General features: G+C 62.3%; 10 protein-coding genes. 7 read left to right on the forward strand and 3 right to left on the reverse strand.

The features are described 5' to 3' along the window. Window position 1: 1 nt before the first annotated feature. From FJ958_RS19745 to FJ958_RS19755, 3 genes are all read left to right on the forward strand, one after another. Complete coding sequence (locus FJ958_RS19745; RefSeq protein WP_140744847.1) at window positions 2-1,000, forward strand: ABC transporter permease; 999 nt, start codon at window positions 2-4, stop codon at window positions 998-1,000. Then, window positions 997-2,178 (forward strand): ABC transporter permease, encoded by a 1,182-nt coding sequence (locus FJ958_RS19750; protein WP_140744848.1) that lies wholly within the window; start codon window positions 997-999, stop codon window positions 2,176-2,178. Before FJ958_RS19745 ends, FJ958_RS19750 begins: the two co-directional genes overlap by 4 nt. 205 nt (window positions 2,179-2,383) lie before the next feature. Next, the gene (locus FJ958_RS19755) at window positions 2,384-2,863 is read left to right on the forward strand and encodes a class I SAM-dependent methyltransferase (RefSeq protein WP_140744849.1); all 480 of its coding nucleotides are present in this window, start codon (window positions 2,384-2,386) and stop codon (window positions 2,861-2,863) included. A 21-nt stretch (window positions 2,864-2,884) separates the two neighbouring features. On the opposite strand, the gene FJ958_RS19760 is transcribed toward FJ958_RS19755, so the two are convergent. Then, a complete protein-coding gene (locus FJ958_RS19760; protein WP_140744850.1) occupies window positions 2,885-4,300 on the reverse strand; it encodes an adenylate/guanylate cyclase domain-containing protein in 1,416 nt (471 codons plus the stop codon). 282 nt (window positions 4,301-4,582) lie between these two features. Between FJ958_RS19760 and FJ958_RS19765 the strand changes: the two genes are divergently transcribed. Together FJ958_RS19765 and FJ958_RS19770 are read left to right on the forward strand one after the other, a co-directional pair. After that, window positions 4,583-5,107 (forward strand): GNAT family N-acetyltransferase, encoded by a 525-nt coding sequence (locus tag FJ958_RS19765; protein ID WP_140744851.1) that lies wholly within the window; start codon window positions 4,583-4,585, stop codon window positions 5,105-5,107. 49 nt (window positions 5,108-5,156) lie between these two features. After that, complete coding sequence (locus tag FJ958_RS19770) at window positions 5,157-6,542, forward strand: hypothetical protein (protein WP_140744852.1); 1,386 nt, start codon at window positions 5,157-5,159, stop codon at window positions 6,540-6,542. 34 nt (window positions 6,543-6,576) lie between these two features. Here FJ958_RS19770 and FJ958_RS19775 read toward each other — a convergent pair whose 3' ends face one another. Next, a complete protein-coding gene (locus tag FJ958_RS19775; RefSeq protein ID WP_140744853.1) occupies window positions 6,577-8,349 on the reverse strand; it encodes an adenylate/guanylate cyclase domain-containing protein in 1,773 nt (590 codons plus the stop codon). A 239-nt stretch (window positions 8,350-8,588) separates the two neighbouring features. Here FJ958_RS19775 and FJ958_RS19780 point away from each other — a divergent pair, with 239 nt between their 5' ends. Both FJ958_RS19780 and FJ958_RS19785 read left to right on the forward strand, forming a co-directional pair. Further along, on the forward strand, window positions 8,589-11,888 hold the full coding sequence (locus FJ958_RS19780; protein ID WP_140744869.1) for an adenylate/guanylate cyclase domain-containing protein: 3,300 nt from the start codon (window positions 8,589-8,591) through the stop codon (window positions 11,886-11,888). A gap of 19 nt (window positions 11,889-11,907) precedes the next feature. Next, window positions 11,908-12,588, forward strand: coding sequence for a redoxin domain-containing protein (locus FJ958_RS19785; protein ID WP_140744854.1), 681 nt, complete (start codon window positions 11,908-11,910; stop codon window positions 12,586-12,588). An 82-nt stretch (window positions 12,589-12,670) separates the two neighbouring features. Here FJ958_RS19785 and FJ958_RS19790 read toward each other — a convergent pair. Continuing rightward, window positions 12,671-14,223, reverse strand: a 1,553-nt coding sequence (locus FJ958_RS19790; RefSeq protein ID WP_140744855.1) for an SAM-dependent methyltransferase, incomplete at its 5' end; no start/stop codon positions are given.

The following is a 14,223-nucleotide window of genomic DNA, read 5'->3' on the forward strand; positions in this document are numbered from 1 at the left end:
CGTGCTTCGATATATTGTCTGGCGCATCGCCGTAATGGTTCCAACGCTGCTGGTCATATCGGCGCTGGTGTTCACCATCATCGAACTCCCCCCGGGCGACTATTTCGACAGCTACGTTGCCGAGCTTAAGGCTCAAGGCGAAGCGGTGGATTCCGACCGCATCGAGATGATGCGGAAGGAATATGGTTTCGACAAGCCGCCGGTCATTCGCTACTTCTACTGGGTAGGCGGGATGCTGCACGGCGATTTCGGTTATTCCTTCGAATATGAGCTGCCGGTTCGCGACGTCGTCGGGGACCGAATGTGGCTCACCGTGCTGGTCTCGTTCGTCACGATCATCTTCACCTGGCTCATCGCCTTTCCGATCGGCATGTACTCCGCCACCCATCAATATAGCTGGGGCGACTACGGCCTGACTTTCTTCGGCCTTCTCGGCCTTGCCATTCCGAACTTCATGTTGGCGCTGATCCTGATGTATTTCGCCAACATCTGGTTCGGCACGTCCATCGGCCATCTCATGGACCAGCAATATCTCGGCGAGCCTATGAGCTGGGCCAAGGCGAAGTCGATCCTCGCCCACCTTTGGATCCCGGTCTTGATCATCGGCACCGGGGGCACGGCCAGCATGATCCGGCGGCTGCGGGCCAATCTGCTCGATGAACTACACAAGCAATATGTCGTGACCGCGCGCGCCAAAGGCCTTCATCCCTTCAAGGCGCTGGTCAAATATCCGCTGCGCATGGCGCTCAATTTCTTCATTTCAGACATCGGCTCTATCCTGCCGGCCATCATCTCCGGTGCCGAAATCACGGCGATCGTGCTGTCTTTGGAAACGACCGGGCCGATGCTGATCAAGGCGCTGCAAAGCCAGGACATGTACCTGGCAGGGTCGTTCCTGATGTTCCTCGCCTTCCTGACGGTCATCGGCGTGCTGATTTCCGACCTGGCGCTGGCGCTGCTCGATCCACGAATTCGTTTGCAGGGCGGCAGCACCAAATGAACACGCAATCGCCGCTGCCTGCTCCGGGTGCTCCACTGCAACACTACGTTTCCATAGCGCCCTTTGACCTGCAGTCGGTCGAGGCGATGACTCCGGAGCAGTCGAAGGTCTTTCAGGCGTCGCAGTTGCGGCTGATGTGGTGGAAATTCCGACGGCACCGGCTTGCGCTGATGTCAGGCATATTCCTGGCAGCGCTCTATTTCAGCATACTGATCTGCGAGTTCCTGGCGCCCTACAATCTGCACACGCGCAACATGGACTATATCTATTCGCCGCCGCAGCGGGTGCACCTGTTCCACAACGGCCAGTTCATCGGGCCGTTCGTCTACGGCCGCCAGATGATGCTGGACATGGACACGCTCAAGCGGAACTACGTCGACAAACAGGATGATGTTCAGCGGATCCGTTTCTTCTGCAAGGGCGACAGTTACCGGCTCTGGGACCTGATCGAAGGTGACAGGCATTTTGCCTGCCCTGCCGAAAACGGCCAGCTCTTTCTGGCCGGCACTGACAGGCTGGGCCGCGATGTGTTCTCGCGCATCATCTATGGCGCGCGCATTTCACTGACAATCGGCCTCGTCGGCATCAGTTTCAGCTTCCTGCTCGGCATAGTCATCGGAGGACTGGCCGGCTATCACGGCGGCATCTTCGACCTGATCGTTCAACGGATAATCGAAGTTCTGCAATCGATCCCCAGCATTCCGCTATGGCTGGCTCTGGCGGCGATCATGCCAATAACCTGGAGTCCGATCCTGATCTATTTCGGCATCACCGTCATCCTCGGGCTGCTCCACTGGACCGGACTGGCGCGGGCCGTGCGTTCAAAGCTTCTAGCCTTGCGTGAGGAGGATTACGTTCTGGCCGCGCAGTTGATGGGCGCCAGCAGCAGCCGCATTATCCGGCGGCACCTCATTCCCGGCTTCATGTCGCATCTGATCGCGACGGCGACGATCTCCATCCCCGGAATGATCCTGGGCGAGACGGCGCTGAGCTTCCTTGGGCTCGGCCTGAGGGCGCCGACAACCAGCTGGGGCATCCTGCTGACGGAGGCGCGCAGCGTCAATGTGATCGCGTTCTATCCATGGCTGCTTTTGCCAATGCTCCCGGTCATTCTCGTCATCTTGGCGTTCAACTTCCTCGGCGACGGCTTGCGGGACGCCGCGGACCCCTACAAGTGACATCGCTATTCCGCCGCGCGTCGTGCCGCCACTCCACCCGCTATGATCCTTGTAGGCAGCCTGTTCGGTTTATTGCAGTGTTCGTCGTTCGCCTCTATATGCGGCGAGGCTCGATCCGGGTTTAATACGTCGCGCCCGGCTTTCACCCGCGAACCGTTCGCGGGCATTGCCGATCCTTTGAGCTGGTTCAGGATACACAACACATATGAGTCGCCTCGAGAGTTTCATCCGCAGGATGACTGCACAGCGCGACATTCTCGATCAAGTCTGCGCGGAGGTGGCGAAGATAGAGGGTCCCGTGCTCGAACTCGGCCTGGGCAATGGCCGGACGTACCATCACCTGCGCGAGCGCCTGCCCGGACGTCGGATCGTGGCGTTCGACCGCGCGCTAGCCGCGCACTCCAGTTCAATTCCCGAAGCTGAAAACCTCGTGCTCGGCGAAATACGTGAGACGGCGGGCAGGTTCATTGGCATCGACGCCGCTCTTGTCCATGCCGACATCGGCACCGGCTATCAAGACCGCGATGCGGTGACCGCTACCTGGCTTCCCGATCTGACCGCGCGCCTGCTTCGCATCGGCGGCATCGCGGTCAGCGGCACGCCGCTCGATCACCCGCTGTTGCAACGCCTCACGCCGCCGCCTTCGGTACCCGCCGATCGCTATTTTATCTGCAGGCGCGTGTAAGGACCGAGGCGACCCAAGCCCTCAGGGGATCGTATATATCGCTATTTCCCGCTCAATGCCGCGCAGCGAGACCTCGTGGGGCACGGGCGTCAGCGCGTTCCTGTGCAACAGATCGGCGGTGAGAGTGTCGTCGACCACCGCACGAGTGGCGAAGATCGCCTGTGCATTGGCAAGGTTCTGCACCCGCGAGGCTATGTTGACCGTCTGGCCGAAATAGTCCTGTCGCTCGTTCATGGACACGGCGATGCAGGGGCCGGCATGGACTCCGATCTTGAGCAGCAGGTCCTCGCGCCCGCTCTTTTCGTTGAGCGCACGCATGGCTTCGCGAATCCTGAGGGCCGCGGCAATCGCACGATCAGGCGTCGCGAAGGTCGCCATCACCGCATCACCGATCGTCTTCACCACGGCGCCTGCCTCGGCCGCGACGATCTCGTGCAGAACCTGGAAATGCTCGCGCACGAGATCGAAGGCCGAAAGATCACCCACCCGCTCGTAAAGCGCGGTCGATCCGCGCAGGTCGGTGAACAGGAAGGTCAGGCTGGTGATCTTCAGGCGTTGGTCGATGTCGAGCGTGTCCGTGCGGTAGAGATCGCGGAACGTCTGGTGGGTGAGCAGGCGCTTGGCGGTGAGGAAGGGCCGGCGTTTGCCGAGCAAATCATGCAATGCCTTGCCGGCGATGAAGACCATCGGCAGCACGCGGGTGTCGGTCCTGTTTTCCAGCGAAATGCGCAACGGGCCGGGTTGCATCTCCAGCGTCTGGCTCTGGACATGATCGCGGTCGAAGACCAAAGAAAGGCTGCGGCGCTCCTTTGTTGGTTCACCCTTCCCGTCGATGAACTGCACTGAATGGGTGACCGGCTCGAAGACGATGACGAATTCGGGCGGCAGCTGTACGGGCAGAACCGCCTTTTCACCGGGCGCAAGCTCGATATCCTCCAGCGAGATCTCTTCCATCTTTTTCGCGAAATCCTTATCCGGCAGATCGACGCCGGATGCCCAGTAGATCTGGCGGAAATATTCCATCAACGGCAGCTCGTGTGGATTGTGGGCGGCAATCCTGCGTATGCGGGGACTGACGGTGAATGTCACCTCGACCATCTCGTCGAGCGTCGGCGAATATCCCTCGGAACACAGCGTGCAGGTGTATTCGTCCTTCTGCAGGGTCTTTAGCGTGGCGTTGGTGTCGAGCACGCCGCCGCAGCCTGGGCACAGGACGTTCCAGGAAATGTCGAAGATGCCCACCCGCGCCGCATGCAGAAAGGCGCTTATGGCGCGCTCCTCGTCGAGGCCATGCTTGCTGGCGAAGGCCGGCACATTGATGCGGCAAAGGTCGCGGTCCTCGGCCTCGGCGATGGTTCGCTCGATCGCGTCGATTGCCCTCGGATCGACATCGGTCGATTGCCGCAGAAGCGAGAACAGATCCTGAGCTTCGTTCATCGTGCAGGCTCCGGAAAATGCGCCCCAAGGCGTGTTGACCGGACCGCTCTTTGGTCCGAGGGTCCATTTTACCTCGAAACGTGCCGCACGGCCATTCGAATAGACAGGCCTGGTGACAGTTCAATTTCCATTCGGCCGATTCTCACCGGCCGCAAGCGGCACGATGACGGTCCATTGGCATTCATCTTTGAGACTGTCGCACTCATCTGTTGCAGAGACGGCTGGATTTTCAGGTGACGTCCGGTGCATCGTGGCGGGCCGATTGCCCACGCCGGGAACACCATGACCAGCACGACCTCGCCATCCTCCGAGAAAATCCAGCCGCTGCTCCGATCCGTCCGGCCAAGCGATGCGGAGGCGCTTTGCGCCATCTTCAACATGCCGGGCTTCCGCTGGGGCACGTTCAGGATGCCCTTCGAGAGGGTGGAGCAGGTGGAGCGGCGCATCGCCAAGTCCGGCCAGGAAACCACCTGGATCGTCGCGGAGCTGGACGGCAAGGTCGTCGGCCATGGCAGCTTGGTCGTGCAGGGTTCGCCGCGCCGTTCGCATATCGGCGAGATCAATATCGGCCTCGACGATGCCTTTGTCGGCAAGGGCATCGGCTCTGCCATACTTGGCGCGCTGCTTGACGTGGCCGACAATTGGAGGGCCCTGAAGCGGGTCGAATTGGCCGTCTACGCTGACAACGAACCGGCCGTCCGTCTCTACACAAGCCACGGCTTCGAGGTCGAAGGTCGGCATGTGAAGGCCGGTTTTACCGACGGGCAGTACCACGACCTCCTGAGCATGGCCCGGTTGCGGTTCTAGCCCCGCTGTTTCCCTTGGCGTTTGCACCACAAGCGGCTAGACGGAACCAATGACCGCCGCATTTGACCGAACCCCTACGCCTCCGGCGGAAATTCTGGCTGTGCTGTCGCTGCTCTGCCCGGAAGTCGTGCGCGACATAGAGCAGAGCTGGAATGCACCGGTTTCCCACTATGCCCGCCATCTGTGGCGGCCGGTGGCAAGGCCGGCATCCGGCCCGGCGATCGCTGCCCGCTCGATCCTACGTGAAGTCCTGCATCAGCGCCTCGGTGCGATCATGCAACCTGAGGAGATCGGCAAGGTCCTCGACGAGTTCGAGCACAGACCGGTGATTCAGTCCGGCCTGCACTGCCTGCTTCTGATGGACCGGATCACCTTCGATGCCCTGCTGCTTGCCTGGCTCGGCGCGGTCGAAAACGGACTGTCCGCCTTTGTCGGCTTCATGGGAACGACGATGACCATGGAGACGATTGGCCGGGAGGGGCCGGGATGGCTCGATGTCGGCGACGGCAAGGTCAACCTGTTTGGCATGGGGCGCCACAAACTGTGCCGCAAAAGCGCCTGCGTGGCCGGTCCCGTCTCCCTCAACAAGCGCGGGCTCGAAGCAGTGGGCGATGAAACGGATGCCAGCCGCTGGCTGGGCACGTTGCTTGCCAGTCAGGACAAGGTGTTTGGAACCGCCGCCGATGCGCTGACAGCCCTCAACGAGGATCTGTTCGCCAATTGGGACCGTTCCGGCATGGCCCTGCCGGTTTTCATCGACGATCGGCTCGCCGGCGCTGCCATGGCGCGGCATCTGGAATCCGACGGCAACCTTCTTTCCAGGCTGCTCATCGAGCCCGCGAGACGCCAGCGTCTCGACCATGCCTTGCAGGAGGCCGCATCGAGCCCATTTGGCAGATTCCTTCCCAATGCGACGGACTATTTCTGGGGCATCCGCGAGGAGCGCGTGCGCAAGCTCGTCCTCGATAACGGGCACCTGATCGAGCCTGAACGGCCGCATGGTCTTTGCATCCCGTTCGAGCGGCCGCATCTCAGGCAGGCGCTGCTGGACGGCGTGCTGCTGCCGAACTTGTTCCTGATGTTCCTCGTCCTTGCCATATTGCCGCGCGTGCGGGTTGTGGGTGGCCTGAGGCAGATTGGCTATGTAGCGCTTTTCCACTCGATCCTGCTGGCCGTGCTGGATGAAAACGCGCCGGAAGAGCGCGATCTGGCCGCGGAGCTGCAGGTTCGGGAAAATGCCTGGGGCATGGGGGTCATCGATGAAAAGATCTCGGTCCGCGAACAGCTTGCCGACCTGCCGGAAGGGGCGCTCTTCCCGGACCTGCTCCGGCAATACCGTTCGCGGACATTCGCCGAGACGACCGACGACCTGAAACTGGTTCGCGAAAACCCCCGATGGCGCAAGGTTGGCCGGGCAGTGATGAAGGCGACCTGAGCCTCAAGGCGTCATCCGGACGTGACCTCGCCTGTCACTGCACGATTCCGGCCTTGCGCAGCCCGTCCACCACGAGCTCGAAATCGGCAGGGTTCTTGTAGGGCAAGATTTTGCGACGGTATTCCAGCGAATAGTCGGGATTGACGCGGAGTACCTCCTGCCATGCCGCACGGGCCTCGTCGAAACGGCCCAGATGGCCGTAACTGGCGGCTAGAAGCGCGCGCGAGACGTCGCTGATGGGGTTGCGGCTTAACCGCTGCTGCAACAAGTCGACGGCCGTTTCGTACTTTTCCAGCTGAAACCATGCCAACGCCTGGAAATGCAGGAGCACGTCCGGAAAATAGGGATTCAAGGCCGCGCCGCGCTCGAACCACTGTAGCGCCTCCTCGGATCTGCCCGAATAGTGGAGCGCCTCGCCGAGACTTACGTACGCTTCGGCGAAGTTCGGATTGAGGACTATCGCGCGCTCAGCCTCGCTGATGGCTCCGTCGTGCCGACGTGTGTAAAGGTAGACCAGACCGAGCGCCCAATGTGCCAAGGGGTCGCCATCGTCCACTGCTACCGCCCGCGTCGCAATCTCGGCAGCTTGCTCCATCGATCTCGGCGGCGAGGCACTCCACCTGTTCAAATAGTCGAGCCCATGAGTGAGAGCCAGAAAGGCGTGCGCCGAGGCGAAATTCGGGTCCAGTTTCACGGCACGTTTCAAAACGTCACGGGCGGCAATATTCGTTTCCTTCGTCAGCCGGTGCCACAGCTCCCGGCCCCGCAGGAAACAATCATAAGCCTCCACATTGTGGGTGTGCTCGGGCGCCAGCCGCTGCCGGTCGCCATCCGTCAAATTGACCGCGAGCGCGCCGACGATCTGCTGCGTCACGTCATCCTGCACGGCGAAGATATCGGTCAGGTCGCGATCGAACCGCTCCGCCCAAAGATGGCCGCCCGAGATTGCATCGATGAGCTGCGCGGTGATGCGCACCCTGTTGCCCGACTTGCGTACGCTGCCCTCCAGCACGTGCCGGACGCCGAGCTTCGTGCCCACCTCCTGCACATGGACGTTCTGGCCCTTGAAGGTGAACGACGAATTGCGCGCTACGACGAACAGCTGCGACAGCTTCGAGAGCGCCGTAATGATATCTTCCGAGATACCGTCGGCGAAGTAGTCCTGCTCGGCGTCGCCGCTCATGTTGGCGAACGGCAGGACCGCGATCGACAGCTTCGGCGGCGCTGCCGCCTCAGGCCGGACCGCCGCGGTATCCGAAGTCGCGGGCACCTTGGCCCCGGCGGTGCCGACCTGCAGCGAATAGATCCGGATGGGCTCGGCGATGTTCTTGAGCTTAGTATTGCCGAGATCGCTAACGGAGAGATCGAGCCTCGCCTTGACCTGGCGATAGGCATCTTCTGACAGGCAAATGGCGCCCGGCGCTGCGACGCCCTCCAGGCGCGAGGCGATGTTGACGCCGTCGCCCATCAGATCGCCGTCGCTTTCCTCGACTACGTCCCCCAGATGGATGCCGATCCGGAACTCGATGCGGCGATCCTGCGACACGCCGGCATTGCGCTCTACCATGCCGTTCTGCACCTCGACGGCACAGCGCACGGCGTCCACCACGCTGCGAAACTCGACCAGCGCCCCATCGCCCGTGCGCTTGATGACGCGTCCGTTATGCACGGCGATAGTTGGATCGATCAGGTCGCTACGCAGTGCCCGCAGCCTTGCCAAGGTACGATCTTCGTCCGCGCTTGCGAGTCTGCTGTATCCGACCACATCCGCAGCCAGGATTGCGACGAGTTTACGGTTCTCGCTCATGATCCGTCTCCTCATCTCCATGATAGCAGGAAGACTGAGCCAGGAGCGAACTTTCGCAAAATGGCAGCCACCCAGCCGCCCGATCCGCAGCGCTCCGCCGCCGGATCCACACGGATCGTTCGATGCCATTTGCACTGCCGCTTGCCGGCCGACGGCGATCGGTTCATCCTTGTGAAGACCGTGGCGGTGAAGTGCGCAGCGAGATCATGCCGTCACGGCCCATAGTGAGGTCTTGTTCTATGGAGTGTTCGGGCTGCGGTTTCGAGATTGAGGGCGGTTACGCCTTCTGTCCGAGGTGTGGCAGGCGCCAGCCCGTGCCATGCGCCAGTTGCGGCTATCCCTGCGCGCCTGATTTCGAGTTCTGTCCGAAATGTGGGGCAAGCGTCGGTGCGCACGCAAAAGGCGTCGAACGGCCTGCTCCGACACCAAGCCGGACCATTGTGCCGCCTTCTCGAAGCCCGTCGCTGCTTTCGAACATCGAAAGCGAAGAAGGGCTGCATCCTGTCTCCGACGCCGATCGCCGGACGGTGACGGTGCTGTTCGCCGACCTTTGCGGCTTCACGACACTCAGTGAGCAGCTCGACCCCGAGGTCATGCAAACGCTGCAGAACGAACTGTTCAAGGAATTGACGGCGGCCGTGCGAAACTTTGGTGGTTTCGTCGACAAGTTCATCGGCGATGCACTGCTCGCTCTGTTCGGTGCACCGGTCGCGCATGAGGACGATCCGGAACGTGCGCTTCGCGCGGCTCTCGACATGATTGCCCGCACGGCGCGGCTCGGCGAAAGCGCTCCTCATTCCGGCTCGCCTCTGTTGCTCCACATCGGCATAAACACGGGTCCGGTCGTCACCGGCGGATTGGGCATCGGCACCGCCAAATCCTATTCGGTGACCGGCGACACCGTGAATACGGCGCAACGACTGCAATCGCTGGCCGCACCGGGTGAGGTGCTGGTAGGCGAGCTCACTCACAGGTTGACCCGGCATGCCTTCTCTTACGAGTCGCTCGGTGATGTCATGTTTCGCGGCAAGGCTGGAAGTGTGCTCGTCCATCGACTGGATGCACCGCTTGCGGCGCCGCGTGCAGCGCGCGGGCTCGAGGCGCTCGGCCTCAGTGCGCCGATCATCGGTCGTGGCGCGGAGCTCAATAGAATGCTGGCGAGCCTTGACCAGGCGTGCGGCGGCTCGGCCCAACTTGTCCGCCTCGTCGGCGAAGCCGGTATCGGGAAATCGCGGCTGGTCAAGGAGTTCGTCGCCCGCGTCGGCGACGAGGATCGTTTTCGCAACGTCGCCGTGCGGCAGGCCACGTGCTCACCGCTGGGCGAACAATCATTTGGCGCCTTGGGCGCAGTGGTGCGCAGCGCTGCCGGGATGATGCAAAACGACAGTGGCGACGAAATGCGCGGCAAGCTCGCAGGCTTGCTCGGCGATCTCGGCCTGCAGGGCGAGGAGGCGAAGCGGCTGATGCCTTTGCTCTACCATGTGCTTGGCCTTGGCGACCCCGATGCCACCTTGCAGCATGTCGAGCCAGAGCAGTTGCGGCGGCAAATTCTCTACGCGGTCCGCACAATCATCGAACGGCGGCTTGCGTTGTCGCCGCTGTTGATTGTCGTCGAAGACCTGCACTGGGCCGACGCCGTGTCGCTCGAGGCGCTACGTTTCGTGATGGACAGGTTGGAACGTACGCGCTTGATGTTGCTGGTCACGCATCGTCCGGCATCGGACCACGGCCAGCTCGACTCAAGTCGGGTCAGTCACACAGCGCTCAGGCTTTCGCCGCTCAACAATAATGACGGACGCACCCTGCTGGCGGCGCTTTTCGGCGAGAGCTGGGTAAACTCCGCAGGCGGGCTTCTCGACCAGATCCTCGAGCGCGCGGGCGGCAACCCCCTTTTTGTAGAGGAGATCGTTCGCGGCCTTATCGATCGCGGTGTACTGATGCGCGAGGGCCAGCAATGGCGGACTGTGGCGGGCGAAGTCACAACCGGCATTCCCGCCACTATCCAGGCAATGTTGCTTGCTCGCGTCGACCGGCTGCCTCAAGAGGTGCGCCGGTTGGCCCAGGAAGCTGCGGTAATCGGCCCGCACTTCGATGCCACACTTCTGAAATCCGTGACAGCCGACCCCGGCCGGCTGGAAACCGGCTGCGAACTGCTTTGCGATGCGGAAATCATTGAGGAAGTTGCCGGATCAGGCTCGGTCTCGTCGCAAAGCTACCGTTTTACGCAAACGCTGCTGCAGGACGTGATTTACCAGAATCTGCTCCTGCAACGCCGGACCGACATCCACGGGCGGGTCGGTGCTGCCTTGGAGCAACTATGCGGCGACAAGCCGGAACGGCTCGAGGATTTGACCGTGCTCGGTCATCATTTCGCACAGAGCGCCGAGCGGGAGAAGGGCGCGCACTACCTGCAGGCAGCCGGCGATCGCGCCCGCATGATATATGCCAACGACGACGCCCTTCGTTTCTACGAGCGAGCGCTGACTGCGTTGGGTACGATCGGGCAGGCACCGCTCAAACTGGCTATTGCAGAGCGCATTGCCGATTTGAGCGGCCCGCTAGGCCGCCGCGAGATCGCGCACCACCACTACGAGACGGTGTTGCAGGCACACCGCGAGTCGGCCAATCGTATCGCTTCGGCACGAGTTTTGCGCAAGATCGGTCGGCTGCTCTGGGACGTCGGCAAGCGGGACAACGCAGAATCCCGCTATGCTGAAGCGGCAGCGCTCCTCGATGGGGCGGATGCGCCGGTCGAGCAGGCGCATCTCTGGCAAGAACGTGGCCGACAGGCGTTCCGTAGCGGAGATAACGCTCTCGCGGCAAAATGGGCAGACGCGGCGCTGGATTGCGTACGCAATCTGACAACGGAGCATGTCTCCGAGGCAGGGCGTGATGCCACTCTTGTGACCGCCGAGGCACTCAATACCAAGGCTGTTGCGTTGGCTCGCCTTGGACGAAACCATGAAGCCGTGCGTCAGGTTGAGCGTAGCATTGAATTGGCCGAAGCCGCCGGCCTGCCGGGCGCGGCCTGCCGCGGCTATACCAATCTCGGCGTGCTTTACACGACCATCGATCCGGCACAGGCGATGGAGGTCTGTCGGCGCGGTCTTGAAGTGGCGCGTCGTATTGGTGATTTGGGTTTCCAGGCGCGCCTCCTCGCCAATCTGGCGGTCGCTTGTTGTACTTTCACGGATCGCTGTCCAACGGAGGGCGTGCCTGCTGCCGAGAAGGCCATCGAGATCGACCGGGCGCTCGATCAGCGTGAGCACCTGCCGGTGCCGTTGATCGTGCTTGGGCAGATCCACCAGTGCAACGGCCGCCCGGAGCTGGCGGTTGGGTTATTCCACGAAGCACTGGACGTAGCCCGCGAAACGGGCGACCCCCAACTGCTGTTTCCGTGCTATGATGGCCTCGCAACGCTTAATCTCGACCTCGACAATCTGATCGAGGCCGAACGCTACTTTTCCCTGGCGCAGGGTATATGCGCCCAGCACGGGCTCGACCCGGAAGCGCTTGTGGTGCTGCCTTTTCTCGACTAGCCGGGATTGGAGGTTGCAAATGTCCGCGCCTAGTGACTTGGTACCGCTTCAACCGGGCGACCGTGCGCCGAATGTTGTACTCGACGCCATTACCCAGGAAGGCAAGATCGCGCTGGACGACTTTCGCGGACAAAAACCCGTGCTGGTCGGCCTGTTTCGAGGTCTGCATTGTGCGTTTTGCCGGCGCCATATCGCCGCCCAGGCGCGGCTCGATCCGGAGCTGCGCGAAAGGGGCGTGGGGAGCCTGACGGTGGTCAACACGCCCATCGAGCGGGCACGTCTCTATTTCCGCTACCACCCGATGCCGAACCTGCTCGCGGCCTCCGACCCTGAGCGCGCTTCACATCGTGCCTTTGGACTGCCCAATCTCGAATTCACCCAAGACGAAACGAGCTGGCCCTACAAGGTTTCGATGGCAACGGCGATGGCTATGCGGGTCGATATGCCAGGCGAGATGCCCGGTCCAATGGATCCTTTTGCAGCCAGCGCATTCCTCGACAAGAAAGACCATTACGAAGTGACCGAAGCCGACGAGCAGATGATGGCAACGGGACACGGACAACTGATCGGTCAGTTCCTGCTGGACCGGCAGGGCATCGTTCGCTGGAGCTTCACGGAGGTTCCAGAGGGTGGGCGATACATGTTCGGGGCTCCAAGCCCGCGGGAGCTGATGTCAGCGGTGTCCCAAGTCGCCCAATAGACTTGCGAACGCGGTAAACGGCGGGACCTGAACAAAGCTGAAGCAATTCAGATGTTGGGCTCGACAAGCCAGACTTCACCGTTCATTCGAGCGCGGCCTCCAGAATGGCGACAAAGTCATCGAGCGGGCGGTCCCCGCGAATCTCGATGCGGGGAAGGTCGATCGGATCGCAGTCGAGGTCCGCCGGCCCGTGCCTGCCGCCGAAGCCGGTTCGATAGCCGCACTCCCTGGCCAGCCGGCCAAGCCGCCGGTCGGTGACGGAGTAAGGCGCCGCGAATGTCGTCGTTGGCCGGCCGGTCCATCGCTCGATGAACATGCGGGAGCGCAAAAGTTCGGCGGCCAGGTCGGAGCTCGACAGACCGTCGATGGCGCGATGCGTCGCCATATGGCTTCCGAAGAACGCACCTTCGCCGGCGAGGCGCCGCACCGTCCCGGCGTCCATGAGCGGCGTCGGTGGACCGCAGTCGGCATCCCACAGTGCGCTTTCCCCCACCAGATCCGTCACCAGGAACACTTCCGCGGTCAGGTCGTTCCCGCGCAAGATCGGCCAGGCATGGTCGGCAAAGTTCTGGAAGCCGTCATCGAACGTGATGAGCACCGGGCGGCCAACGAACGGGTGACGGTTGGCGATGAACCATTCCAACTGATCGGACATGATCGCGTGAAAGCCATTGGCGCGCAGCCACGCCATCTGCTCGGCAAACGCGGCGGGCGTCAACCGGAAACGGGCGAGCGCGGCCGGACCGTCATCGGCGACGCCGTGATACATGAGGACGGGGATACGCTGCCGCCGCTCGCTGCGTGCGACGTCGCGGCGCAACGCCCGCGCCCCGCCCCAGACGATTTTTCGCGCGACCTCCCTTTCGATGGGCGCGCGGATCGGCACATGATCGATGGTCGGTTCCGCCGCCACATCTTCAGGCGACAGGCGGCGGAAGCGATCGATGCGGTAGAGCTCGGTCTGGATCGATTGCTCGAGCACGAGACCTTCGGTCGCCGCCAGCGTCTCCGAGATCGCTTGCGCACCGAATGTGTTCCAGTCGAAGCCCGTCCGTTCCAAATTGTCACGCAGCACGAATGCGTGCGCGCTGAGGAAACTGCCGCCAGGCGCCAACGCCTCGACGAGTTTTTTGGCGACGCGCCGCAACTCGGCGAGATCGTCCAAATAGTAGAGGACTTCCGAACAGACGATCAGATCCATCCCGCGCGGCAGCGTGTCGGCGAAGAAATCCAGCACGCCGAACTCGACATTCGGCCGATCGCCGCATCGCGCGCGCGCCCGCGCGATGGCTACGGCGGAGATGTCGGTCGCGGTCAAACGGCCCACTCGCGGCGCCAGCTGCCGCGTGAAGTGGCCCTCCGCGCAGGCCAGCTCAAGTGCCCGGCCGATAGGGCCGGCCGGCAGGATTTCGAGCTGCCGTTCATATTTTTCCTGCTCATAGGCCGAACCATAGTTCCAGGGATCCTCGGTCGCGAAATGGCGATCCCAGAACGACGCGCGATCAGTGTCGCGCCCACCCTCGGCCGGTGCGTGGCGCGGCGGCGCGAGAGGTTCTGGCGTTTCGGCGCTCGACCGCACCAACTCCTGGGCTTCCGCCGCCAACCGCGCGAGCCTGCCGTAGTGGCTGTCTTGAT

Source organism: Mesorhizobium sp. B2-3-5 (assembly GCF_006442395.1).
Taxonomy (GTDB): Bacteria; Pseudomonadota; Alphaproteobacteria; order Rhizobiales; family Rhizobiaceae; genus Mesorhizobium.

What these genes read in the sequence shown, in the direction of transcription:
- FJ958_RS19750 (WP_140744848.1), top strand. Translation starts at nt 997, where the DNA reads ATGAACACGCAATCGCCGCTGCCTGCTCCGGGTGCTCCACTGCAACAC.
- FJ958_RS19755 (WP_140744849.1), top strand. Translation starts at nt 2,384, where the DNA reads ATGAGTCGCCTCGAGAGTTTCATCCGCAGGATGACTGCACAGCGCGAC.
- FJ958_RS19760 (WP_140744850.1), bottom strand. Translation starts at nt 4,300, where the DNA reads ATGAACGAAGCTCAGGATCTGTTCTCGCTTCTGCGGCAATCGACCGAT.
- FJ958_RS19765 (WP_140744851.1), top strand. Translation starts at nt 4,583, where the DNA reads ATGACCAGCACGACCTCGCCATCCTCCGAGAAAATCCAGCCGCTGCTC.
- FJ958_RS19770 (WP_140744852.1), top strand. Translation starts at nt 5,157, where the DNA reads ATGACCGCCGCATTTGACCGAACCCCTACGCCTCCGGCGGAAATTCTG.
- FJ958_RS19775 (WP_140744853.1), bottom strand. Translation starts at nt 8,349, where the DNA reads ATGAGCGAGAACCGTAAACTCGTCGCAATCCTGGCTGCGGATGTGGTC.
- FJ958_RS19780 (WP_140744869.1), top strand. Translation starts at nt 8,589, where the DNA reads ATGGAGTGTTCGGGCTGCGGTTTCGAGATTGAGGGCGGTTACGCCTTC.
- FJ958_RS19785 (WP_140744854.1), top strand. Translation starts at nt 11,908, where the DNA reads ATGTCCGCGCCTAGTGACTTGGTACCGCTTCAACCGGGCGACCGTGCG.